The following is a 23,920-nucleotide window of genomic DNA, read 5'->3' on the forward strand; positions in this document are numbered from 1 at the left end:
CGGAGGGCACCGCCGGCCGGACCCTCCGGCGCGGATTCGCCATCGCCAGCCGCGCGGCCGGCCGGCGGCGGTGGCCGCCCCGGGTGCCGCCCGGACGGCGAGGGGGTGTCCGGGCGGGCCCGGGTCGGCGTGGTCACGCGTCGACCCGGCATCCGCATCAGGGACGCCGCGCGGAGATCCGGGCGGACGGCTCCACCCGGCCGACCCGACCGACGCGCGGGGCGCGCCAGAGTTGCGGGCTGTGCGGGGAGCGTGCTCGGCCGGGCGGGGTCCGATCGAGGGGCGATTCCGGATGCCGGGGTCAGCGGTCCGGTGCCCGGCCGACCCGGTGCAGGCGGGCCTTCACCTGCTCCGCGTCCGGGTGGTCGAGGTCGTCCAGGATGTCGAGCGCCCGGTGCCAGGTGTCCGAGGCGGCGTCGAGGTCACCGATCGCCGACTGGGTGTCGCCGAGCCGGGCCAGCAGGTCCGCCTCCTGATAGCGGTGGCCCAACTCCCGCCAGAGGGCGTACGACTGCTGGTACGACTCGGCCGCCTCCCGGTACCGGCCGAGCTCGTGCTGGGCGTGCCCGAGGCTGTCCCAGCCGTCGGCGGCGCCGAACCGGTCGTCGAGTTCCAGCAGCGTGTCGAGGGCCCGTCGGCAGTAGTCGACGGCCTCCTCGTGCTGCCCGAGCCAGCTCAGGCACCAGCCGATGTTGTTGAGCGCCCGACCCTGTCCGGAGCGGCTTCCCGCGGCGGTGAACAGCGCGAGCGCCTCCCTGCTGTGCCGCAGCGCGTCGGGGTAGCGGTCCTGCCGGACCGCGATCCAGCTCAGGTCGAACTGGATCCGGCCCTGTCCGAGCCGGTCGGCGGCCAGCCGGTAGAGCCGGTGTGCGGTCTCGAAATGGTCGGTGGCCCGGTCGATCCGTCCGAGGTGGACCTGGGACCGGCCGAGACTCCGCCGGGCGTGTGCCTCCTCGGCCGGGTCGTTCAGCCGCTGGGCCGCCGCCACGGCGAGTTCCTGCACCGCGGCCCACCGGTGCCAGTGTCCCCGGCGCTCCAGGGCGTGCGCCATGGTCCGGGTCAGCCGGCACAGGTGCCGGTCGAGCCGGGCGGTGGCGGCCTCCTCCGCGCTCGCCAGCAGCGCCGGCAGTTCGGCGTCGAACCAGGCAAGAGCGGCGCCGTGGTCGGCGATCTGCCCCGGTGTGACGCCGGGCGAGGCGGTCAGCAGCGGGATCGGGTCGCGGTGCGGGTCCAACCGGCGATCCGCGGCGTGCGCCGTGTGCAGGTAGTGGTCGAGTACCCGGCGGCTCGCGGCCCGCCGCTCCTGCTCCGGGTCGATCCCGGCGGTCAGCTCGGCCGCGTACGCGACCAGCAGGTCGTGGCAGGCGTACCGGCCGGGGCCTTGCTCGGCGACCAGGTTGGCGTCGGTCAGCTCGGCGAGCAGCGGCCGGACCTGGTGCGGCGGCAGGCCGGCGAGGCTGGCTGCCGCCGGTGCGCCGACACTGGGTCCGGGGTGCAGGGAGAGCAGCCGGAACAGCCGGGCGGCGGCGGAACTGAGCGCCCGGTACGACCAGGAGAAGACCGCGCGTACGTCGGAGGCCGGATCGGTGCCGGCGAAGGCGGCCAGTCCGCCCCGAGCGTCACGGAGTTCCCCGGCCAGCGCGCCGAGCGGAAACTCGGGGTGCAGCGCCGCCCGGGCCGCCACGATCGCCAGCCCCAGCGGTAGCCGGGTGCAGGCGATGACGATGTCGTCGACGGCCTCTGGTTCGGCCGCCACCCGGGCGGCACCGATCCGGGCGGCCAGTAGCTGCCGGGCCTCGGTGCGGGTGAGCAGGTCCAGGGTGATCGGTCGGGCGCCTCCGGTGCTGAGCAGGCCGGCGAGCGGGTTGCGGCTGGTCACCAGGACCCGGCAGGCGGGGCCACCGGGCAGCAGCGGGCGTACCTGGTCGGCGTCCCGCGCGTTGTCGAGCACCACCAGCACGTGCCGTTCGGCGAGCAGCCCCCGGTAGAGGGCCGCCTGCGCGTCCAGGGTCGCGGGGATCCGCTGCGGCGGCACTCCGAGGGCGTCGAGCATCGTACGGACCGCCTCGGCCGGGGCGACCGGCGCTCCGGCCGGGTCGAAGCCGCGCAGGTTGAGGTAGAGCTGCCCGTCGGCGAACCGGTCGGCGACCCGGTGCGCCCAGTGCAGGGCCAGCGCGGTCTTGCCGACCCCGGCCGTGCCGGAGACGGCGGTGATCAGCGCTACCGGCGCGGCCGGATCGGCCTCCAGCAGCCGGTCGAGTTCGGCGAGCTGGCTGGCCCGGCCCGCGAAACCGGGCACGGCCGGCGGAAGCTGGCGCGGGGACGGGACGGCCGGGGCGACCGGACCGGCCGATCCGGTGGACCGGCGTCGTTCCTCGACCCGGTCCCGGGCGGTGGCCAGGGCGCCCTGCTCGGCAGGGGTGGCGCCGAGCAGCCGGATCAGGATGTCGAACCGGTCGGTGGGCGGCAGCACCCGGCCGGCGAAGTACTCGCCGAGGATGCCCCGCGACCAGCCGGTCTTGGCCGCCAGATCGCGGTAGGTGAGCGGGCTCGCCCCCTCCAGCCGGGCCTCCCGGCGCCGGAGTTGACGCAGCAGCGCGGCCAGTTCGGCGACGGTCTCCACCCGGGCCACGTCCCGGTGCGACAGCCCCGGCGATCGTTCGCCCGACCAGTCGGTCACCCGTCCTCCATGCCTCGCGGACATCGGCCTGCGCAGTGAACCTTCTCCACCTGAACCGGGCGACGCTCACGCACCGCGTCCGACCCTGCCGTCCACCGCAGCGCAAGGGGTAGGTGGAAGAGGCTCAGTGTGGTGGAACCGACACAATATATCTACCCGCGTCGCTGGCCGGCCGCGTTCGTCCCGCCGGGTACCGGACCGCACGCCCGACTGGCAGGTGCGGGACGGGCCACCGGATGACCTCGGCGAATTCCGCCCGGCACCTGGCGGGCCGGTGTCAGCCCTGGCGGCTCTTCCACTGCGGGTTGGCGCGGTTCACCACGACCACCCGGCCGCGCCGGCGTACCACCACCGAGCCCGGCTTCTGCTTCAACGCCCGGAGCGAGCTGCGGACCTTCATGACTGCTCCCCTCCGTCTGCTGCCGGCGGATTCTCCGCGGTTTCCGTCCGGCACAACGCCCGCTCCGGGGTGCGGATTCCCCGACACGGTTCGGCGGAGCGGCCCAGCCGACCGGCCGGAACGTGGTAAATCTCGGGGGTCGAGACCCGGAGCGGGCGCGGACGAGGCGCGGCCGGGTTCCCGCCCGGAAGGCCCGTGTGTCGGGTTCGTGCCTCCGGGCGGAGATGGCTGACCGGACGGGGGATACCGGTGACCGATCCGCCTTCGTCCCGGTTTTCCGGCCGGACGGCCTGGGCCCAGGACATCGCCGCGCCGCTGCGGCGGTTCGCGCGTACCGAGTCGGGCAGCGCCGGGATACTGGTGGCGGCCATCGCCGCGGCGCTGGTCTGGGCGAACATCCACACGTCGTCGTACGAGGCGGTGTGGGGCACCGAGCTGTCGATCCGGCTCGACGGCGTCGGCGTGGCGTACGACCTGCGTACCTGGGTGAACAGCGGCCTGATGACCCTGTTCTTCCTGGTGGTGGGTCTGGAGGCGCGCCGGGAGTTCGACCTCGGCGACCTGCGGGACCGGCGGCGGTTCGTGCTCCCGCTCGCGGCGGGCGTGGTCGGGATGGCGGTCCCGGTCGGGATCTACCTGCTGGTCAACCGGGGCGGTCCCGGGGCGCACGGCTGGGGCGTGGCGATGTCCACCGACACCGCGCTCGCGCTCGGCCTGATCTCGCTGCTCGGCCGTGGCGTACCCGACCAGGTGCGGATCTTCCTGCTGACCGTGTTCGTGGTCGACGACCTGGTGGCGCTGGTCGTGATCGCGGTGGTCTACACCGAGCACGTCGACGTGCTGCCGCTGGTTGTGGCGATCGGGCTCTTCGCGGTACTGCTCGGGCTGCGGGCGCTCGGGGTGCGGCGCGGCTTGGTCTACCTCCCGTTCTGCGTCGCGCTCTGGGCCGCGTTGCTGGCCAGCGGGGTGGAGCCGGTGGTGGCCGGGCTCGCCATCGGCCTCACCGCGACCGCGTACTCGCCGGCCCGGGGTGCCCTGGAGTACGCCAGCGGCCTGTTCAAGCTGTTCCGGGAGCAGCCCACCGCCGAACTGGCCCGCAGCGCCACGATCGGCCTGACCCGCTCCCTGTCGCCCAACGACCGGCTCCAGCGGATGTACCACCCGTGGTCGAGCTATCTCATCGTCCCGCTCTTCGGCCTGGCCAACGCCGGTATCGCGCTCGACGCCGAGTTCCTCTCCCGGGCCGTCACCGCCCCGGTGACCCTCGGCGTCTTCCTCGGGTACGTCGTCGGCAAGCCGGTCGCGGTCGCCGGGGTCTCCTGGCTGGTGCAGCAGATCTCCGGGGGCCGGATCCGGCCGTCGGTCGGCTGGGCCGGCGTTCTCGCCAGCGGCACCATCTCCGGCATCGGCTTCACCCTGTCGCTGCTGATCGCCACGCTCGCCTTCCGCGGCGACCAACTCGCCGAGGCGAAGATCGGGGTGCTGGCCGCGTCGGTGGTCGCCTCCCTGCTCACCTGGGTCGTCTTCCGGATCACCGCGGCGCTGCCGAAGCCGCGACGGACCCGTGCGCTGCTCGGCGACGCGGACCAGCTCCTCGACCTTGCCCCGCCGGTCGACCCCCGCCGGGACCATGTTCGCGGTCCGGCGGACGCCTCCGTCACGGTGGTCGAGTACGGCGACTTCCAGTGCCCGTACTGCGGCCAGGCCGAACCCGCGGTACGCGAGCTGCTGACCGACGCCGACCTGCGTTACGTCTGGCGGCACCTGCCGTTGACCGACGTCCATCCGCAGGCACAGCTCGCGGCGGAGGCGGCGGAGGCGGCGGCCGCCCAGGGCGCCTTCTGGGAGATGCACGACCTGCTGCTCGACCACCAGGACCGGCTGCGCCTCGACGACCTGGTCGGGTACGCCGGCCAGCTCGGGCTCGACCAGGAGCAGTTCCAGGCGGACCTGATGACGAACGAGCACGCGGCCCGGGTCGCCAAGGACGTGGACTCGGCCGACGTCAGCGGAGTCTCCGGCACCCCGACCTTCTTCATCAACGACCGCCGGCACTACGGGGCGTACGACATCGAGACCCTGACCCGGGCGGTCAAGGTGGCCCGGGCGCGGGCCCGGATCCAGCCGCGCCGGGACCGGCGGTCGGGCCGGGACTGAGCCCAAACCGATTCTCTTCTTTCCGCCCTCTGCCCCGAATCTTTCAGTCCGGCGTCGGACTATTGCGAGAATGTGTCGGGTCCTGGCAGGCTAAGGCATCGATCCGCATCCCTTCCCCCCGAGGAGCGGCAGCCATGGCGGTAGCACGCCGACGATTCCTGATGTCCGCAGCGGCCGGTTCAGCCCTGGCCGCCGTCTCCACCACCGAACTGCTCGCGGCGATGACCGGCCCGGCCGGCGCGGCGAGTCCGCCCGGCGACGTGGTCGGCAAGATCTCGGTCGGCTACCAGGGCTGGTTCGCCTGCCCCGGCGACGGCGCGCCGATCGGCGGCTGGTGGCACTGGAGCCGCGACCGGTTCCAGCCGCCCTCGCCGAGCAACACCACCATCGTCTCCTGGCCGGACATGCGCGAGCTGAGCCGGGGCTACCCGACGGCGTACCCGAACCTCGGCAACGGGGCGCCGGCCGAGCTCTTCTCCTCCTACGACCAGCAGACCGTCGACACGCACTTCCGGTGGATGCGGGACCACAACTGCGACACCGCCGCGCTGCAACGGTTCAACCCGATGGGCGACGAGGGACCGACCCGGGACGCGATGGCCGCCAAGGTCCGGGACGCGGCCGAGCGGTTCGGTCGGAAGTACTACATCATGTACGACGTCACGAGCTGGACGAACTTCCAGCCGGAGATCAAGATCGACTGGTCGACGAAGATGTCGGCGCACACCGCCTCAGCGGCGTACGCCCGGCAGAACGGCAAGCCGGTCGTCTGCATCTGGGGCTTCGGCTTCAACGACCCCGGTCGCCCGTTTCCGCCGGCGCCCTGCCTGGACGTGGTCAACTGGTTCAAGGCACAGGGCTGCTACGTGATCGGCGGGGTGCCGACGTACTGGCGGGAGGGGATCAACGACTCCCGGCCCGGGTTCCTCGACGTCTACCACGCGTTCAACATGATCTCGCCGTGGATGGTCGGCCGCACCGGCACCCTCGACGGGCTGGACTGGTTCTACACCAACGTCAACCAGCCCGACCAGGCCGACTGCAACGCCCGGGGGATCGACTACCAGCCGTGCGTGATGCCGGGCGACCTCTCCTCCGGGCACCGCCGGCACGGCGACTTCTACTGGCGGCACCTCTACAACATGATCCGGCTCGGTGCCCAGGGCCTCTACGTCTCGATGTTCGACGAGTTCAACGAGGGCAACCAGATCGCCAAGACCAGCGAGACCCAGGCGACCACTCCGGCCGGAGCCGGCATCCGGGCACTGGACGAGGACGGCACGTTCTGCTCGTCCGACTACTACCTGCGGATCACCGCCGACGGTGGCCGGATGCTCAAGGGTCAGCTCGCGCTGACCCCGGTCCGGCCGACCCCGCCGGTGGCCGGCGGCACGGGCACCCCGCCCACCGCACCGGGCAACCTGACCGTCACCGCGAAGACGGCCAGCAGCGTCTCGCTGGCCTGGACGGCGTCGACCGACGACGGCGGGGTGACCGGCTACCAGGTCCGGCAGGGTTCGAGCGTGCTCGGCTCGCCGACCGGCACGTCGTACCAGGTGACCGGGCTCCACCCCGCGACCAGCTACACCTTCACGGTGGTCGCCCGGGACGGCGCCGGCAACGTCTCCGCGCCGTCGAATCCGGTGACCGTGACCACCGACCCGGCCCCGGCCACCAACCTGGCGCGCGGCCGGCCGACCGCCGAGAGCGGGCACACCCAGAACTACGGCTCGGGCAACGTCGTGGACGGCAACCCGGACAGCTACTGGGAGAGTCCCAACCACGTCTTCCCGCAGTGGGTGCAGGTCGACCTCGGGGCCAGCACGGCGGTCGGGCGGCTGGTGCTGAAGCTGCCACCCTCGCCCGCCTGGGGCACCCGTACCCAGACCCTGGCGGTGCGCGGCAGCACCGACGGCAGCTCCTTCACCACCCTGTCGGCCTCGGCCGGGCGGCAGTTCAACCCGGCCAGCGGCAACACCGTCACGGTCACCTTCCCGGCGACCCCGACCCGGTACGTCCGGCTGGAGTTCACCGGCAACACCGGCTGGCCCGCCGGTCAGCTCTCCGAGCTGGAGGTCTATCCGAGCTAGTCCTCCGGTCAGGTCCGGGCCAGCGGCACCTCGACCAGGTGCTCGGCGAGGAACCACGCCTGAAGCTCGCCGGTCCGCAGCACGTTCGACACCAGCACGTCGTTGCTGCCGTCGTCGCCGAGTTCGGCCACCCGCCGGGCGGCGTCGCGTACCTCGATCAGGATGATCTCGTGCGCCTCCAGCAGCCGGGACAGCATCACCGGCACCTGCTCGGCCCCGTCCGGCGGCCGGGGGATCCGGGTGATCTCGGCGACGTGCCGGGGGTCGCCGACCGCCACCCCGCCGAGCGTCTGCACCCGTTCGGCGAGCATGTCGACCAGCGCCAGTTGCTCGCCGGCGTGCTTGTCGAGCAGCAGGTGGAGCTGGTAGAAGGTGGGCCCGCGCATCAACCAGTGATGCTTCTTGTAGAGGGCGTACAGAATCTGGGTGTCGGCCAGGACCCGGTTGAGCCGCTGGCAGGAGTACATCCGGGCGTCCGAGGAGAGCCCGAGCGGAAACTGCCGTACGGTGCCGAACTCCTGGATCCGCCCGTCGTGCTGGTGCAGCCACGGTTGACTTCCGACGGTTTGCCCCGGACCGCTCATCGCACGCCCCTTCCGACCGGCGACGGTGATAGGAGACAGGCGCCTACCCGGGTGCCGCCCCGGCAAACCCCCGGACCGGCCCGGGTCACCGCCGGATCAGAGGGCGACGGGCCGGTTACCCGGCGGGTGACCGGCGAGCTGGCGCGGCCTAGACTCTCGGATGTGGGCGCCAGCATGATCGACCGGACGGTCGCCGAGCTGGCCTGCCTGCACCCGGTGACCAACGTCCCGGAGGTCCTGACCGTCGTACCGGGGACCTCGTGGAGCGCCGCCGCCCGCCTCGTCGAACTGCTCGGGCTGTCCGGAGTGCGGGTCGAGGCGGCTCGATGAGGACAGGCGCCGCCGCCGGCCACGAGGGTTACTACCACGAGGCCGTGCCGTACCGCTCCGACGACGAGCTGCTCGCCGTCGTGCTGCCGTTCCTGCTCGGCGGCGTCTCGGCCGGAGAGCCGACGGTGGTCTCCCTCGGCGAGCGGACGGGGGCGCTGGTCCGGGCCGCGCTGCCCGCCGGCTCGGGCGTCACCTTCCTGCCCGGCGGCGATCTCTACGCCCGCCCCGCCGCCGCGATCCGGAGCTACCAGCGGATGCTGGCCGGATACGTCGCCGAGGGCGCCCGGCAGATCCGGATCATCGGGGAGGTGCCGCCGGCCGCGCTCGGCGCGACCTGGGACTGGTGGGCCCGCTACGAATCGGCGATCAACTATGCGTACGACAGCTTCCCGCTCTGGAGCATGTGCGCGTACGACACCCGGATCACTCCGGCGCCGGTGCTCGCGGACGTGCTGCGTACCCACCCGCGGGTGGTCACGGCGGACGGCCGCCGGCCCAGTGAGACGTACACCGAGCCGAAGGCGTACCTGACGGAGGAGCGGCCGCCGCTGCCCGATCCGCTCCAGCGGACGCCACCGCTCGTCGAACTCGTCGATCCGTCCCCGATCCGGGCCCGGCAGGCGGTTTACGAGGCCGACTCTGGAGTGCTCCGCACCGAGGAGGTCGAGGACCTGGTCGTCGCGGTCAGCGAGACGGTGACCAACGCGCTGCGGCACGGCCGCCCGCCGGTCCGGTTCCGGCTCTGGGCCGGCATGGACCGCATCGTCGTTGCGGTCAGCGACGGCGGTGGCGGCCCGGAGGACCCGTTCGCCGGGCTGCTGCCGGCGGCCGACGGCGGCACGGGTGGGCTCGGCCTGTGGATCACCTATCAGTCGTGCAACCACGTGGTGCTCACCAGGAGCCAGGGTGCCTTCACCCTCCGGCTGACCGCCGGAAATCCACACTTCACCGACTGACGCCCGGCTCGGGCTCCGATAGAGTGGCAGCATCAATCGTCCGCCAACGATGAAGGTGGAGCTGGTGGCCGAGTTGCTGGACCGGTCGGTCGCGGTCGAGTACGCGTCCTGGTTCCGGGCGCTGGCCGACCCGAGCCGGGTGCAGATCGTGGCGTACCTGGCCCGGGAGGGCCGGCCGATGAGCGTCGGCGAACTCGTCGCGGCGGTGGGGCTGGCGCAGTCCACGGTGTCGCAGCACCTGAAGATCCTCGCCGACGTGCGGTTCGTCCTGGTCGAACAGGTCGGCACCGCCCGGCACTATCGGATCAACGAGATCTGCGTCGGCTGCTTTCCCTCCGCGGCCGACGTGGTGATGGGCAGGCCCGCCCCGACGGCGATCGGAGGATGCTGATGCGGATCCGGGCGATGGAGCCGGGTGATGCCGCCGCGGTACTGGCGATCTACCAGGCCGGGCTGGACACCGGGCAGGCCAGCTTCGAGACCACCGCGCCGAGCTGGCCGGCGTTCGACGCCGGTCGGCTCGCCGCGCACCGGCTGGTCGCGGTGGACGACGCCGGTACGGTGCTCGGCTGGGTGGCGGTCACCGCGGTCTCCGCCCGGGCCGTCTACGCCGGGGTGGTCGCACACTCCGTCTACGTACACCCCGCCGCCCAGGGCCGGGGCGTGGCGCGGGCCCTGCTGGACGGGCTGATCGCCTCGACCGAGGCCGCCGGGATCTGGACGATCCAGTCCGGGGTGTTCCCGGAGAACGCGGCCAGCCTCACCCTGCACGAGCGGGCCGGCTTCCGGGTCGTCGGCGTACGGGAGCGGGTCGGGCGGCATCACGGCAAGTGGCGTGACGTGGTGCTGCTGGAGCGGCGCAGTCCCGTGATCGGCTGATTCCGCGAGGTGGCCGGCACCGACCTGTCACGCCCCGGTCGCCGGAGCAGGCTCCGTGCCGGTCGCCGGAGCGGGTTCCCCGGCTGGCGGATCGTCGCGGCGCTGGCCGTCACCCAGACCGTCGGGTACGGCACCCTCTACTACCCCTTCGCCGTCCTGCTGCACCCGATGGCCGCGTCGTTGGAGACCTCGGCCACGGTGCTGACCGGCGCCTTCACCAGCGCCCTGCTCGGCTGGGCGGTGCTGGCGGTGCCGGTGGGCCGGTGGCTGGACCGGTACGGCGGGCGGGGGCTGATGACCGTCGGCTCGCTGCTCGCCACCGGCCTGCTCGTCGCCTGGTCCCAGGTACGCACCGTCGCCCAGCTCTACCTGGTGCTGATCGGCCTCGGCCTGACCATGGCCATGGTGCTGTACGAGGCGGCCACCGCCGTCATCATCTCCTGGTTCGACCCGGCCCGCCGGTCCCGGGCACTGCTCGGGATGATTCTGGTGGCCGGCTTCGCCAGCACCGTCTTCCTGCCGCTGACCGGCCAGTTGGTCGCCCGGTACGACTGGCGGACCGCGTTGCTCGTGCTCGCCGGCGGCTACGGGCTGGTCGCGGTACCGCTGCACGCGCTCGTGCTGCGGCGGCCGCCCCGGTCGGCGGCGACCTGTGCGGAGTCCCGCGCCTCGGCGCTGGCCGCCTCCGAGCGGGACCCCGCCCCGCGCGATGATCCGGCGGTGCGGGCGGCGGTGGTCCGGGCGGCGCTGCGGGACGGCCGGTTCTGGTGTATCGCGGTCGCGTTCGTCGCGCACAGCGGGGCGATGAGCACCATGACGGTGCACCTGGTGGGCTTCCTCGTCGAACGTGGCCATCCCGCCACCTTCGCCGCCACCGTGGCCGGACTGCTCGGCGTGATGTCGGTGACCGGGCGGCTGCTGCTGGCCGCCGCCCAACGTGGAGTCCGGCTGACCACTCTGGTGGCGACGGTCTTCGGCATCCAGGCCGCCGCCGCGTTCTGCCTGCCGCTGGCCGCCACCACCCGGGTCGGCGCCGCGCTCGCGGTCACCGCGTTCGGGCTCGGGTTCGGCGTGGCCAGCCTCGCCGCCCCGGCGCTGCTCGCGGACCGGTACGGCGCCGCCGCGTACGGCAGCGTCGCCGGCCTGCTCGCCGCCCCGGTCACCCTGGTCAGGGCGGTGGCGCCGCTCGGCGCGGCGGGGCTGCTCCAGGTCGCCGGGGGCTACCCGCCGGTGCTGGCCACGGTCGGCGGAGTCTGCTGCGTCGCCGCCGCCGGAATCCTGGCCCGGGCTGGTACGCCGGCACCGCGGTCCCGAGTGGAACACCCCCTGTCGGAACACCTTTCCGCAGGCGATACTAGAAATTGATCAATTAGTGCCCAGCTTGCCGGAGCCCGTCCCGGCGATATTGCATACGGTATCCAAGGCGACGTATGGTGGAGGTCCAGTCGGCACGAGTGGAGGTGGGATCGCCGTGGCCAGTCCGGACCCCTCGGTGACGGATCGGGTGCGCGCGCTGGTCGCCGCGCATCGTGGTGACCGCGGTGCGCTGTTGCCGATCCTGCACCGGATCCAGGCCGAGTTCGGCTACGTCGACTCCGACGTCGTGCCGGTGCTGGCCAGCGAGCTGAACATCTCCCGCGCCGACGTGCACGGCGTGGTCACCTTCTACACCGACTTCCGGGCCGAGCCGGCCGGGCGGACGGTGGTCAAGCTCTGCCGGGCCGAGGCCTGCCAGTCGGTCGGTGCCGAACAGCTCGTGGCGTACGCGGAGCGGACCCTGGGCGTCAAGGTCGGGCAGACCACATCGGACGGTTCGGTCACCCTGGAGCAGGTGTTCTGCCTGGGCAACTGCGCGCTCGGCCCGGCCGGTCAGATCGACGAACGGGTGCACGGGCGGCTCACCCCCGCCCGGCTGGACGCCCTGGTGACGAAGGCGGTGGATGCATGACGGCCCCGGTTACGGTCTACGTACCCCGCGACTCGGCCGCGCTCTCGGTCGGCGCCGACCTGGTCGCCGCCGAGATCGAGCGGGTCGCGGCCCAGGCGGGCCGGCCGGTCCGGGTGGTCCGGAACGGCTCGCACGGCATGCTCTGGCTGGAACCGCTGGTCGAGGTGGTCACCGGGCGCGGCCGGATCGGGTACGGCCCGGTCGAGCCGGAGGCGGTCGCCGACCTGGTCGCGGCCGGGCTGCTCGACGGCGCCGACCACGAGCTGTGCCAGGGCGTCGTCGCCGAACTGCCCTGGTTGCGCGACCAGACCCGGCTCTGCTTCGCCCGGGTCGGGGTCACCGACCCGCTCTCCCCGTCCGACTTCGTCGCGCACGGCGGCCTGGCCGGGCTGCGCCGTGCCCTGGAACTGACCCCGGCCGAGGTGGTCGCCCAGGTCACCGAGTCCGGGCTGCGCGGCCGGGGCGGTGCCGGCTTCCCGGCCGGGATCAAGTGGAAGACCGTGCTGGACACTCCCAGCGAGCTGAAGTTCGTCTGCTGCAACGCCGACGAGGGCGACAGTGGCACCTTCGCCGACCGGATGCTGATGGAGGGCGACCCGTTCACCCTGATCGAGGGGATGACCATCGCCGCGCACGCGGTCGGTGCCACCGAGGGCTACGTCTACATCCGCTCGGAATATCCGGACGCGGTGCGGACGATGCGCCAGGCCATCGCGGTGGCCCGGGAGCAGGGCTGGCTCGGCGGCGACATCCTCGGCTCCGGGCTCCGCTTCGACCTGCACGTCCGGGTGGGCGCGGGTGCGTACATCTGCGGCGAGGAGACCGCGATGCTGGAGAGCCTGGAGGGCAAGCGCGGCATGGTCCGGGCCAAGCCGCCGATCCCGGCGATCACCGGCCTGTTCGGCAAGCCGACCGTGGTGAACAACGTGCTGACCCTGGCCTCGGTGCCGACCATCCTGGCCGAGGGAGCGGCGGCCTACCAGGCGCTCGGGGTGGAGCGGTCCCGGGGCACCCAGGTCTTCCAGTTGGCCGGCAACGTGGCCCGGGGCGGCATCTTCGAGACCGCGTTCGGCATGACACTGGGCGAGCTGATCCACACCTACGGCGGGGGCACCCGCACCGGCCGGCCGGTCCGCGCCGTCCAGGTCGGCGGCCCGCTCGGGGCGTACCTGCCGGCGACCGGCCTGGACCTGCCGATGGAGTACGAGGCCTTCGCCGCGGCCGGCGCGATGCTCGGCCACGGTGGCATCGTGGTCTTCGACGACACCGTCGACATGGCGGCGATGGCGAGGTTCGCGATGGAGTTCTGCGCCGAGGAGTCCTGCGGCAAGTGCACCCCCTGCCGGGTGGGCGCGGTCCGGGGCGTCGAGGTGATCGACAAGATCACCGCCGGCCAGGACCCGGACGGCAACCTGGCCCTGCTGGGTGATCTCTGCGAGCTGATGACCGAGGGGTCGCTCTGCGCGATGGGCGGCCTGACACCGATGCCGGTACGCAGCGCACTGCTGCACTTCCCGGACGACTTCACCGCGAGGGGTGAGAAGTCCGCCGGCCGATACGAGGAGGCCAAACCGTGAGCCTTTTGAAGGAACCCGATCTCGGTACTCCGGCCAAGCCCGGCCCGGCGACCGTCACCGTCGAGGTGGACGGCCACCCCGTCGCCGTTCCCGAGGGCACCTCGGTGATGCGGGCGGCGGCGCTGAGCGGGATCGACATCCCCAAGCTCTGCGCCACCGACAGCCTGGAGGCGTTCGGCTCCTGCCGGCTCTGCCTGGTGGAGATCGACGGCCGGCGCGGCACCCCGGCGTCCTGCACCACCCCGGTCGCCCAGGGCATGAAGGTGACCACCCAGTCGCCGAAGCTGGAGAAGCTCCGCCAGGGCGTGATGGAGCTGTACATCTCCGACCACCCGCTGGACTGCCTCACCTGCTCGGCCAATGGCGACTGCGAGTTGCAGGACATGTCGGGTGTGGTGGGGCTGCGCCAGGTCCGGTACGGCTACGACGGCGCCAACCACCTGGACGAGAAGACCGACTCCAGCAACCCGTACTTCGACTTCGAGGCGTCCAAGTGCATCGCCTGCTCCCGCTGCGTCCGGGCCTGCGGTGAGGTGCAGGGGACGTTCGCGCTGACCATCGAGGGGCGGGGCTTCGGCTCCAAGGTGTCGGCCGGCGGCACCGACTTCATGAGTTCCGAGTGCGTCTCCTGCGGCGCCTGCGTGCAGGCCTGCCCCACGGCGACGCTCCAGGAGAAGTCGGTGGTGCAGCTCGGCATGCCGACCCGCAGCGTGGTCACCACCTGCGCGTACTGCGGCGTGGGCTGCTCGTTCAAGGCCGAGTTGCGCGGTGCCGAGCTGGTCCGGATGGTGCCCTACAAGGACGGCGGGGCGAACGAGGGGCACTCCTGCGTCAAGGGCCGGTTCGCGTTCGGCTACGCCACCCACCCGGACCGGGTGCTCACCCCGATGCTCCGGGAGAGCATCACCGACGAGTGGCGGCCGGTCGACTGGGAGACCGCGATCTCCTACACCGCGGCCAAGCTCAAGGACATCCAGGCCCGGCACGGTGTCGGGGCGATCGGCGGCATCACCTCCTCGCGTACCACCAACGAGGAGGTCTACGTGGTGCAGAAGATGATCCGGGCCGCGTTCGGCAACAACAACGTGGACACCTGCGCCCGGGTCTGCCACTCGCCGACCGGGTACGGACTGAAGCAGACCTTCGGCACCTCCGCCGGTACCCAGGACTTCCGATCGGTGGCCAAGTCCGATGTGATCATGGTGATCGGGGCGAACCCGACCGACGGGCACCCGGTCTTCGCCTCCCGGATGAAGCGGCGGCTGCGCGAGGGCGCCAAACTGATCGTGATCGACCCGCGTCGGATCGATCTGGTCCGCTCCCCGCACATCGAGGCGGCCCACCACCTCCAGCTCGCCCCCGGCACCAACGTGGCGGTGGTGAACGCGATGGCGCACGTGGTGCTGACCGAGGGACTGGTCGACCGCACCTTCGTCGACGAGCGCTGCGAGGACTTCGACGGCTGGGCCGAGTTCATCGCCCGGCCGGAGAACAGCCCGGAGGCGGTCGAGGAACTGACCGGGGTACCGGCCGAGGAGCTGCGCGCCGCGGCCCGGCTCTACGCCACCGGCGGGAACGGGGCGATCTACTACGGCCTCGGCGTCACCGAGCACAGCCAGGGCTCGACCATGGTGATGGGAATGGCCAACCTGGCGATGGCGACCGGCAACATCGGCCGGGAGGGCGTCGGGGTCAACCCGCTGCGCGGGCAGAACAATGTGCAGGGCTCCTGCGACATGGGGTCCTTCCCGCACGAGCTGCCCGGCTACCGGCACATCTCCGACGACGTGGTCCGCGGCGTCTTCGAGAACATGTGGGGGAGTACCCTGCTGCCCGAGCCCGGGCTGCGGATCCCGAACATGTTCGACGCGGCGATCGAGGGCAGCTTCCGGGCGCTCTTCGTGCAGGGCGAGGACATCGCGCAGTCCGACCCGAACACCAAGCACGTCACCGCCGCGCTGGAGGCGCTGGAACTGCTCGTGGTGCAGGACCTGTTCCTCAACGAGACGGCGAAGTTCGCGCACGTCTTCCTGCCCGGCACCTCCTTCCTGGAGAAGGACGGCACGTTCACCAACGCCGAGCGCCGGATCAACCGGGTACGCCCGGTGATGGCGCCGAAGACCGGCAAGCACGAGTGGGAAATCGTCGCCGAGATCGCCCAGGCGATGGGGTACCCGATGCGGTACGACCACCCGAGCCAGATCATGGACGAGATCGCGGCGCTCACCCCGACCTTCGCCGGGGTCTCCTTCGACAAGCTCGACAAGCTGGGCAGCGTGCAGTGGCCCTGCAACGACAACGCCCCCGAGGGCACGCCGATCATGCACATGGACGGCTTCGTCCGGGGCAAGGGCCGGTTCGTGCAGACGCCGTTCGTGCCGACCCGGGAACGGAGCACCCGCAAGTTCCCGCTGATCCTGACCACCGGGCGGATCCTCAGCCAGTACAACGTGGGGGCGCAGACCCGGCGGACCGGGAACGTGGCGTGGCACCCGGAGGACGTACTCGAAATCCATCCGCACGACGCCGAGGTCCGGGGCATCAACGACGGTGACGAGGTCACCCTGGCCAGCCGGGTTGGCGCCACCTCGCTGCGGGCGGTCTTCTCCGACCGGATGCCGGTCGGGGTGGTCTACACGACCTTCCACCACCCGGTGACCGGGGCGAACGTGGTCACCACGGAGAACTCCGACTGGGCGACCAACTGCCCGGAATACAAGGTCACGGCCGTGCAGGTGGGCCTGAAGAACCCGCCGGCACCGGTCGAGGTGTCCGAGTCGGAGACCCGGCTGCCGGCGATGGCGGACTGAGATGACGACGCACACCGGGATGTCGCCACAGGTCAGGCTCGCCAACGAGATCGCCGTGCAGTTCCACCACCAGCCGGCGGAGCAGGCGGCGGCGGCGATTGCCGAACACATCCGGGCGTTCTGGGATCCGCGGATGCGGGCCGAGTTGCGGCTCCGGGCCGAGGCCGAGCCCGAGGCGCTCGACCCGCTCGCCCTGGCCGCCGCCCGGCTGCTCACCGGCTGACGGCCCCGCCCACCGAGCGTTCACCTCGTGGCCCCGCGCGTCGCGCGGGGCCACGACCTGTTTGGAGTCCACTTTTATCGAATCTCTTCAACCCGAACCGTTTTCTCTCATATCGATGGGCGGCTTATGGCGTTCTCTGTCTAATCTGCGCTGGACCGTCGTCCCTGGTTGACGGAAGATGCTGGTTGGTCACGGGTAGCCGATGGAAATGGCCATGAGGGATGGAAGAGAACTGGGGGATGTGAACGCCTATGTCTGCGAGCGAGTATCTGGTAGATGACCTTCGCCGGACCCGGGAACTTCTCGGCCTGACCCAAGAGGCGTGGGGAGACCGGATCCACTTCTCCGCGAAGCACGTCGGTGCCGTGGAGCGAGGCGAGCGGCCAGCTCTCCCGGACTATCTGGCAGCGGTCGATCGCGCCTTCGGGACCGCCTTCGTGAAGTTCTACCGGATGTTCGTGAAGCGGGAACTCGTCCCGGTGTGGTATCGACCCTTCATCGAGCAGGAGGGCCAAGCGAGCCTGCTCAGGGTCTATCACCCACTGCTGGTGCCGGGCATCCTCCAAACCGAGGCGTACGCGCAGGCGGTCCTGACGGGCTACCGCTTCCAGCCGGACACCGTGGACGACATGCTGGCGACCCGGCTCGGTCGACAGGAGATTTTGCATCGTCGGCCGGACCCCTGCCAATTGGTAGCGGTACTGGACGAAGGGGTTCTGCACCGTCGGGTCGGGGACGCGGACGTCATGCGCGACCAGTTGAAAGCCCTGGTGGCGGCGTGTGATCGTCCCCACGTGCGGGTGCAGGTCGTCCCGTTCGAGGCCGGCGCCTACGTGGGGATGGACGGCGCGCTGGCGATCGCGACCGTGGACGGCCGGTCGGTCGGCTTCCTGGAAGGACACCTGGAGGGTCGCGTCGTGGAGAGCCCGGACGCCGTGACGGATCTTGAGGGCGTCTGGGAGGCCATCCGGGACTACGCTCTACCCAGCAACCAGAGCCTAGAGTTGATCATGAGGATGGCCGAGAAGTGGACGTGAACACCGCCCTGGACTGGCACAAGTCGTCACACAGCGATACCGGATCCTGCGTCGAGGTGGCCGACAACCTTTCCGGCCGAGTGTTGGTGCGGGACAGCAAGGACCGCGACGGAGGCACGCTGGTCTTCGGGACGTCGGGCTGGCAGGCGTTCCTCGACCTCGCGAGGCGGACCAGCCGGGCGGACTGAGCCGCCACAGGCCGCAACGACAGCGGAGGGCTACGGGGGTGGTTGACGAACACCCTGCGGCAGGGGAGTACGCCTTGACTCGCCTCCATACTGCATACAGAATTCTGTAGGTAATAGCAGTGTCGCCGAGCCGCCAGGGAGGGCCCGTGCCCGGACACCAGCTCCGCTACGACGTGAACTGCTCGATCCTCTTCACCGAGCTGCCGCTGCTGGAGCGGCCGGCGGCGGCGAAGGCGGCCGGATTCGACGCCGTCGAGTTCTGGTGGCCGTTCGCCGAGGCGGTGCCCCCGGCCTCCCAGGTGGAGGCGTTCCTCGCCGCCCTGCACGACGCCGACGTCCAACTGGTGGGGCTGAACTTCTTCGCCGGGGACATGCCCGGTGGTGACCGGGGAGTCGTCTCCTGGCCGGCCCGGTCCGCCGAGTTCCGGGAGAACGTCGAGCTGGTCGCGATGATCGGCGCCGCCACCGGCTGCCGGTCGTTCAACGCCCTCTACGGCAACCGGATCCCCGAGGTGCACCCCGGTATCCAGGAGGAGGCGGCGGTGGCCAACCTGGCCTTCGCCGCCGCCGCGGTGGCCCGGATCGGCGGCACCGTACTGGTCGAGGCGGTCAGCGGCCCGCAGCCCTATCCGCTGCGTACCGCCGCCGACGCGGTCGCGGTGCTCGACCAGTTGCTGGTCGAGCGCGACATCCGCAACCTGGCCTTCCTGGCCGACCTCTACCACCTCACCGTCAACGGCGACGACGTGCCGAAGGTGCTCGCCGAGCATGCCGACCGGATCGGGCACGTGCAGATCGCCGACGCGCCCGGGCGGCACGAGCCGGGCACCGGCGAGATCGACCTCGACGGTCATCTCGACCAGCTCGAACGGGCCGGCTACCGCGGCTGGATCGGCCTGGAATACCTGCCCAGCGGGCCGAGCGCGGAGAGCTTCGAGTGGCTGCCCCGGCACCGCCGGGGTGGCGGCGCCGACCAGACCAACGAAGGGGATCGCTGAGATGACCAGCATCGGTTTCATCGGCCTCGGCATCATGGGCGGCCCGATGGCCGTCAACCTGATCAAGGCCGGTCACGACGTCGTCGGCTACGACGTCAGCCCGACCCGCAACGCCGCCCTGGAGCAGGCCGGTGGCAAGGTCGCCGCCGGCGTCGGCGAACTGGTGCGGCAGGTCGACGTGGTGATCACGATGGTTCGCGACTCGGCCGATGTCGAGGCGGTCGCCCTCGGCGACTCCGGCATCCTGGCCAACGCCCGCCCCGGCCAGCTCTACGTCGACATGAGCAGTATCTCGCCGGGCACCTCCCGGCAGGTCGCCGAGGCCGCCCGGACCCGCTCCGTGCGGGTGCTGGACGCCCCGGTCAGTGGCGGCGAGGCGGGCGCGATCGAGGGCACCCTCTCCATCATGGTCGGTGGCGAGTCGGAGGACTTCGCGGCGGCCCGGCCGATCCTGGAGGTGCTGGGCGGCACCGTCGTGCACGTCGGCCCGGCCGGTGCCGGTCAGACCGTGAAGGCGGCCAACCAGCTCATCGTCGCCGGCACCATCGAGCTGGTCGCCGAGGCGATCGTCTTCCTCGAGGCGTACGGGGTGGACACCGAGGCGGCGGTCAAGGTGCTGGCCGGCGGCCTGGCCGGCAACCGGATCCTCGATCGCAAGGCGGCCGGGATGCTGGCCCGGCAGTTCCAGCCCGGCTTCCGGATCGACCTGCACCACAAGGACATGGGCATCGTCACCTCGGCGGCCCGGGAGGCCGGGGTGGTGATCCCGCTCGGCGCGGCGGTCGCCCAGCTCATCGCCGCGCTCAAGGCACAGGGCGACGGCGGCCTCGACCACAGCGCCCTGCTCAAACTGGTCGAGCAGCTCTCCGGCCGGTCGGCCGGCTGACCCGGCCGGGCCGTCGCGCCGATGGGGCACGTACTGCTGGCACCGGACAAGTTCAAGGGCTCGCTGACCGCCGCCGAGGTCGTCCGGCACCTGACCGCCGGGCTGCACCGGGCCGCCCCCGGCATCGAGGTACGCGGCTTCCCGGTCGCCGACGGCGGCGACGGCACTCTCGACGCGGCGGTCTCGGCCGGCTTCCGCCGGATCCCGGTCTCCGTCGCCGGTCCGACCGGGCTCCCGGTACACACCGCCTTCGGGTACGCCGACGGCGTGGCGGTGGTCGAGCTGGCCGACGCCTGCGGGCTGCGCCGGCTGCCGGCCGGGGTACCCGATCCGCTGCACGCGAGCAGTCGCGGTGCCGGTGAGGTGATCCGGGCGGCGCTGGAGTACGGCTGCCCGGAGGTGGTGATCGGGCTGGGCGGCAGCGCCAGTACCGACGGCGGGGCAGGGCTGGTCGGTGCGCTCGGCGTACGCCTGCTCGACGAGCGGGGCGCCGAGTTGCGGCCCGGTGGTGCGGCGCTGCGCCGGCTGCACCGGGTGGACCTGACCGGGCTGCATCCGGCGGTCCGGCGTACCCGCTTCGTGGTGGCCGGCGACGTGGACAACCCGCTGCTCGGCCCGAACGGCGCCGCCGCCGTCTACGGCCCGCAGAAGGGCGCGACCGCCGACGACGTGGCGGTGCTGGAGGCCGGCCTGACCCGCTGGGCCGAGCTGGCCGAGGCGGCCGTACGGGACGTGGAGCTGATCGGTGCGGATGGCTGCCCGGGGCAGCCGGTCAGCGCCTGGCCGGGTGCTGGCGCGGCCGGCGGGGTGGGCTTCGCCGCGCTCGGCTTCCTCGGGGCGCGGTTCCGGCCCGGCATCGAGCTGCTGCTTGAGCTGCTGGGCTTTCCGGAGGCGGTGGCCGGGGCCGACCTGGTGGTCACCGGCGAGGGATCGCTGGACCTCCAGAGCCTGCACGGCAAGGCGCCGGTCGGGGTGGCCAGGGCGGCCGGTCGGGCCGGTGTACCGACGGTGGCGGTCGCCGGTCGGGTCAGCGTCGGACCGGACGAATTGCGGGACGCCGGGATCCGGGCGGCGTATCCGCTCACCGACCTCGAACCGGACCCGGCGGCCTGCCTCGACCGGGCCGCCGAGCTGGTCGGGAAGGTCGCGGCGAGGCTGGCCGCCGACTGGCTGGACCCGGCCGGCCCGCCCCGCCGTCGCTGAGGCGGACCGCCCGGGTGTCGCCGTCTTCCGGAAGCTTCGCCGAGCCGAGCGCCCGCGGGCGACCCGCGGCTCGTCCGACTGTGCAGAGCCCGGGCGGTCGCGCCGGCTGGTGCCGCGCCCTCAGAGCTGGCGGGTCGCTATCCGCCGGAAGGTGATCGTCTCGTACGGGCCGAAGTTGCCCGTCTCGTAGAGCACGCCAACGGTCCTGGCATCGAGTTGGACCAGGTCCGAATAGCCTGCCGGGAGACCGGACAGGGCGAGCGCCGGCCGCCAGGTAACGCCGTGGTCGGTGCTCACCCGCAGCGTCAGCGCGGCCCGGGCCGCCGGTTCGGCGGGGCCGGAGAACAGCAGCGGCGCGTTCGCCCCGGACAACTGGAGTACGCTCGCCTGCACCACCGGTCCGACGAGGGTCGCCTGTGGACGGTACGGCAGTTCCAGGCTCTGGCCGCCGTCACGGCTGTAGGCGTCGGCCCGGTTGCCCGGCGCGGTGCCGTTGTGTTCGCGGGTGTTGAGGTAGAGCCGGCCGTCGGGGAGTTCGGCGGCAGTGCTCTCGTTGACGTTGAGATAGCCGTCCGGGTTGTCGTCGACGAATCCGATCCGCCAGCTCTCACCACCGTCGTCGCTGTAGAGCGCGTGTCCGCCGTAGTACTTGGCCTCGGTGCCGAGGTCGGGTGAGCCGGCCGGCGGCGCGATGGAGTGGTTGGCGGGCACGACCAGCCGGTCCCGGTGCGGTCCACGGGTCAACCGGACGGCGTGGCCCGGTCCCGTGGCGTACCAGCGCCAGTTCGCGGCCTTGGTCTGCGCGGTGATCTCGCGCGGTGCCGACCATCGGGCGCCCTCGTCGTCGCTGTACTGGACGAAGACCCGCCGGCTCTGCTCGGCCGGGACCTCGCCGCGCATGATCTCGGCCTCCGACGCCTCGCCGCCGTTGTACGTCGTCAGCAGAACCACCCGTCCGGTCGCGGTGAGCACGGGTGCCGGGTTGCCCGCGGTGTTGGTGCCGCTGTCGTGCACCACCTGTAGTGGTCCCCAGGTGCAGCCGCCGTCGGTCGACCGTTTCAGTACGAGATCGATGTTGCCGGCGTCGCCGAGCGAGCTGAGTCGCCCCTCGGCGAAGGCGAGCAGGGCGCCGGAGCGTGTGGTCACGATCGCCGGGATCCGGAAGCCGTTGTATCCCTCGGTGCCGGACGTGAAGGGTATGGAGACCTCACAGCGGGCGGTGTTGCCGGCCGGGGTTCGGTCTGCGGCGACCGACGGCGCGCTCGCGCCGGTCAACGTTGCCACCAGTACGGCGCAACCGGTGGCGATCGCGGGTTGGCTGAGCCGGCTCCTGCGGTTCGTCCTTGCTGACATATGCGCCCCTCTCGGGAGAACCGGACATAGGATGTCCGCTGTCAGCCGAGACGCTAACGATCTTTCTGCCGAGTCGTCAAGGATTGATGGCTACTACGGTGCCGCCGACACGCTGGCGATCTCGCCGGATCGCTGAGCCGGTCCGGTCGGCGCGGTGGCAACGCCCGGGCGCCAGGGGGCCACTGCCGGCAGCGGGAGCGCGGTCTCGGCGGCGGGCAGCGGGAGCAGTTCGACCTCGGCGCCGGCCCAGCCCGGCGGCACGACCGCGAGCGCGTCCGCCCCGGCGGCGCCCCAGAGCGAACCGGGGCGGTCGTGCCCGACCGGCAGCGCCGCCGAGCCGACCCGGGCCACCGGCACCAACCGGGTGTCCCGGTCGTGCGGTGCCACCGGCCCGGCCAGCGTCGCGGTCAGGGCCGCCGGTTCGGTACGCCCGGCCAGCCGGCCGAGCAACGGGGAGAGCAGGGTCAGCGCGGCGACCAGGGCCGCGTAGGGGTTGCCGGGCAGGCCGACCACGAACCGGCCGTCCGGCAGGCTGGCCAGCAGTTGCGGATGTCCCGGCCGGCAGGCGACGCCGCGTACCGGCACCTCGGCGGCGAGCGTGTCCAGGGCCCGACGCAGGTGGTCGGCGGCGCCGGCCGAGGTGGCTCCGCAGACCACCAGCACGTCGGCGTCGGAGCGCAGCAACGCGGCGACCAGCGCGGACGCGTCGTCGGCGATCCGGGTGGACCAGGCCAGCTCGGCTCCGGCGGCCCGGACCAGCCCCGGCAGCATCGGCCCGATGGCGTCCCGGACCTGTCCCGCCGTCGGGATGCCGGCGGTACGCAGCTCGGCTCCGGTGACCACCATGCCGACCCGGGGTCGCCGGTGCACGGTCAGCGTGTCGTGCCCGAGGCTCGCGGCCAGCCCGAGTACGACCGGGTTGACGACGGTACCGGCGGGCAGCACCTCCTGGCCGACGGGACAGTCCTCGCCCCGGCGGCGTACGTGCCGGCCGGGCTCGATCTCGCCGTGCACCGTCCGGCCGGTGCGGGTGGCCCGCTCGTAGGGCAGCACCGCGTCGGCGCCGGCCGGCACCACGGCCCCGGTGCCGATCTCGACGGCGTCTCCGTCGGTCAGCGGTGCCGGGACACCGGGATCCCCGGCCAGTACCCGCCCGGTGAGCTGCCACGGGCCGGGACCGGCCACCGCGTACCCGTCCATCGCGGCGGAGTGGTACGCCGGCAGCGGGGAGAGGGCGACCAGCGGGACCGCCAGGGCGGAGCCGACGGCGTCGGGCAGCGGCCGAGGGACCGGGCCGAGCGCGCGGGCGGCGTCCCGGGCGTACCGCCGGGCCTCGGGCCAGGCGACGGCGCTCATCGTCCGGCGTCCCGCCGTTGCCACCCCTCGGCGAGCCGGGTCAGTCGGTCCGCCGCCTCGGGCAGGGTCGCGCCCCGGCCCACCATCACGCCGAGCAGGAAGGTGCCGAGCGGTGCGGCCGGCCGGGTCACGCCGTGCGCCACGTCCCGGGCGACGTCCAGCACCAGCCGCTGGTCCAGCACGTCCGGGTCGAGACCGAGTTCCTCGATGGCCTGTCGGGTCCACTCGTCCAGCACGCTCATGCCCATCTCCTCGCTGCGCCGTC

At 72.4% G+C, this 23,920-nt stretch carries 22 protein-coding genes; 16 read left to right on the forward strand and 6 right to left on the reverse strand.

The annotated features are described in order from the left end of the window. Positions 1–301 precede the first annotated feature (301 nt). A complete protein-coding gene (locus tag ACSMXO_RS15820; protein WP_346256590.1) occupies positions 302–2,680 on the reverse strand; it encodes an ATP-binding protein in 2,379 nt (792 codons plus the stop codon). A 277-nt stretch (positions 2,681–2,957) separates the two neighbouring features. Further along, complete coding sequence (locus ACSMXO_RS15825) at positions 2,958–3,080, reverse strand: 50S ribosomal protein L36 (protein WP_030490864.1); 123 nt, start codon at positions 3,078–3,080, stop codon at positions 2,958–2,960. 249 nt (positions 3,081–3,329) lie between these two features. On the opposite strand from ACSMXO_RS15825, the gene nhaA reads away from it, so the two are divergent. Then, the gene (gene nhaA, locus ACSMXO_RS15830) at positions 3,330–5,237 is read left to right on the forward strand and encodes a Na+/H+ antiporter NhaA (protein ID WP_346256591.1); all 1,908 of its coding nucleotides are present in this window, start codon (positions 3,330–3,332) and stop codon (positions 5,235–5,237) included. A gap of 134 nt (positions 5,238–5,371) precedes the next feature. Beyond that, positions 5,372–7,327 (forward strand): galactose-binding domain-containing protein, encoded by a 1,956-nt coding sequence (locus tag ACSMXO_RS15835; protein WP_455418313.1) that lies wholly within the window; start codon positions 5,372–5,374, stop codon positions 7,325–7,327. A gap of 8 nt (positions 7,328–7,335) precedes the next feature. Here the strand turns inward: ACSMXO_RS15835 and ACSMXO_RS15840 are convergent, their stop codons facing one another. Continuing rightward, complete coding sequence (locus ACSMXO_RS15840; protein ID WP_455418314.1) at positions 7,336–7,911, reverse strand: Dps family protein; 576 nt, start codon at positions 7,909–7,911, stop codon at positions 7,336–7,338. Between the two features lie 162 nt (positions 7,912–8,073). Here ACSMXO_RS15840 and ACSMXO_RS15845 point away from each other — a divergent pair, with 162 nt between their 5' ends. The 14 genes from ACSMXO_RS15845 to ACSMXO_RS15910 all read left to right on the forward strand — a co-directional run bounded on the left by ACSMXO_RS15845 (position 8,074) and on the right by ACSMXO_RS15910 (position 20,946). Continuing rightward, complete coding sequence (locus ACSMXO_RS15845; RefSeq protein ID WP_346256594.1) at positions 8,074–8,241, forward strand: hypothetical protein; 168 nt, start codon at positions 8,074–8,076, stop codon at positions 8,239–8,241. After that, a complete protein-coding gene (locus ACSMXO_RS15850) occupies positions 8,238–9,197 on the forward strand; it encodes an anti-sigma factor RsbA family regulatory protein (RefSeq protein ID WP_455418315.1) in 960 nt (319 codons plus the stop codon). Before ACSMXO_RS15845 ends, ACSMXO_RS15850 begins: the two co-directional genes overlap by 4 nt. A gap of 49 nt (positions 9,198–9,246) precedes the next feature. Next, positions 9,247–9,588, forward strand: coding sequence for an ArsR/SmtB family transcription factor (locus ACSMXO_RS15855; protein ID WP_455418316.1), 342 nt, complete (start codon positions 9,247–9,249; stop codon positions 9,586–9,588). Then, on the forward strand, positions 9,582–10,076 hold the full coding sequence (locus tag ACSMXO_RS15860; protein ID WP_455418317.1) for an N-acetyltransferase family protein: 495 nt from the start codon (positions 9,582–9,584) through the stop codon (positions 10,074–10,076). The genes ACSMXO_RS15855 and ACSMXO_RS15860 overlap by 7 nt, the downstream gene beginning before the upstream one ends. 9 nt (positions 10,077–10,085) lie before the next feature. Beyond that, positions 10,086–11,441 carry an MFS transporter gene (locus ACSMXO_RS15865; protein WP_455418318.1) on the forward strand — a complete coding sequence of 452 codons (1,356 nt, stop codon included), beginning with the start codon at positions 10,086–10,088 and terminating at the stop codon, positions 11,439–11,441. Between the two features lie 106 nt (positions 11,442–11,547). After that, positions 11,548–12,024, forward strand: a complete 477-nt coding sequence (locus ACSMXO_RS15870) for a formate dehydrogenase subunit gamma (protein WP_318399196.1) — start codon at positions 11,548–11,550, stop codon at positions 12,022–12,024. Then, positions 12,021–13,601 carry a formate dehydrogenase beta subunit gene (locus tag ACSMXO_RS15875; RefSeq protein WP_455418319.1) on the forward strand — a complete coding sequence of 527 codons (1,581 nt, stop codon included), beginning with the start codon at positions 12,021–12,023 and terminating at the stop codon, positions 13,599–13,601. Before ACSMXO_RS15870 ends, ACSMXO_RS15875 begins: the two co-directional genes overlap by 4 nt. Then, positions 13,598–16,411, forward strand: coding sequence for a formate dehydrogenase subunit alpha (gene fdhF, locus ACSMXO_RS15880; RefSeq protein WP_455418320.1), 2,814 nt, complete (start codon positions 13,598–13,600; stop codon positions 16,409–16,411). Before ACSMXO_RS15875 ends, fdhF begins: the two co-directional genes overlap by 4 nt. 1 nt (position 16,412) lies before the next feature. Beyond that, positions 16,413–16,634 (forward strand): formate dehydrogenase subunit delta, encoded by a 222-nt coding sequence (locus ACSMXO_RS15885; RefSeq protein ID WP_346256601.1) that lies wholly within the window; start codon positions 16,413–16,415, stop codon positions 16,632–16,634. 251 nt (positions 16,635–16,885) lie between these two features. After that, positions 16,886–17,671, forward strand: coding sequence for a helix-turn-helix domain-containing protein (locus ACSMXO_RS15890; protein ID WP_455418321.1), 786 nt, complete (start codon positions 16,886–16,888; stop codon positions 17,669–17,671). Continuing rightward, positions 17,662–17,859, forward strand: coding sequence for a DUF397 domain-containing protein (locus ACSMXO_RS15895; protein WP_455418322.1), 198 nt, complete (start codon positions 17,662–17,664; stop codon positions 17,857–17,859). The genes ACSMXO_RS15890 and ACSMXO_RS15895 overlap by 10 nt, the downstream gene beginning before the upstream one ends. Before the next feature lie 146 nt (positions 17,860–18,005). Next, positions 18,006–18,857 carry a hydroxypyruvate isomerase family protein gene (locus ACSMXO_RS15900; protein ID WP_455418323.1) on the forward strand — a complete coding sequence of 284 codons (852 nt, stop codon included), beginning with the start codon at positions 18,006–18,008 and terminating at the stop codon, positions 18,855–18,857. Between the two features lies 1 nt (position 18,858). Next, the gene (locus tag ACSMXO_RS15905; protein WP_455418324.1) at positions 18,859–19,743 is read left to right on the forward strand and encodes a 2-hydroxy-3-oxopropionate reductase; all 885 of its coding nucleotides are present in this window, start codon (positions 18,859–18,861) and stop codon (positions 19,741–19,743) included. A 21-nt stretch (positions 19,744–19,764) separates the two neighbouring features. Further along, complete coding sequence (locus tag ACSMXO_RS15910) at positions 19,765–20,946, forward strand: glycerate kinase (RefSeq protein ID WP_455418325.1); 1,182 nt, start codon at positions 19,765–19,767, stop codon at positions 20,944–20,946. A gap of 120 nt (positions 20,947–21,066) precedes the next feature. On the opposite strand, the gene ACSMXO_RS15915 is transcribed toward ACSMXO_RS15910, so the two are convergent. The 3 genes from ACSMXO_RS15915 to ACSMXO_RS15925 all read right to left on the reverse strand — a co-directional run bounded on the left by ACSMXO_RS15915 (position 21,067) and on the right by ACSMXO_RS15925 (position 23,897). Continuing rightward, positions 21,067–22,299 (reverse strand): sialidase family protein, encoded by a 1,233-nt coding sequence (locus ACSMXO_RS15915; RefSeq protein ID WP_346256607.1) that lies wholly within the window; start codon positions 22,297–22,299, stop codon positions 21,067–21,069. Positions 22,300–22,392: 93 nt separating this feature from the next. Then, the gene (locus ACSMXO_RS15920; protein ID WP_455418326.1) at positions 22,393–23,655 is read right to left on the reverse strand and encodes a molybdopterin molybdotransferase MoeA; all 1,263 of its coding nucleotides are present in this window, start codon (positions 23,653–23,655) and stop codon (positions 22,393–22,395) included. Next, the gene (locus ACSMXO_RS15925) at positions 23,652–23,897 is read right to left on the reverse strand and encodes a DUF6457 domain-containing protein (RefSeq protein WP_346256609.1); all 246 of its coding nucleotides are present in this window, start codon (positions 23,895–23,897) and stop codon (positions 23,652–23,654) included. The genes ACSMXO_RS15920 and ACSMXO_RS15925 overlap by 4 nt, the downstream gene beginning before the upstream one ends. Positions 23,898–23,920: the final 23 nt, after the last annotated feature.

The sequence above is a fragment of the Plantactinospora sp. DSM 117369 genome, assembly GCF_053764795.1.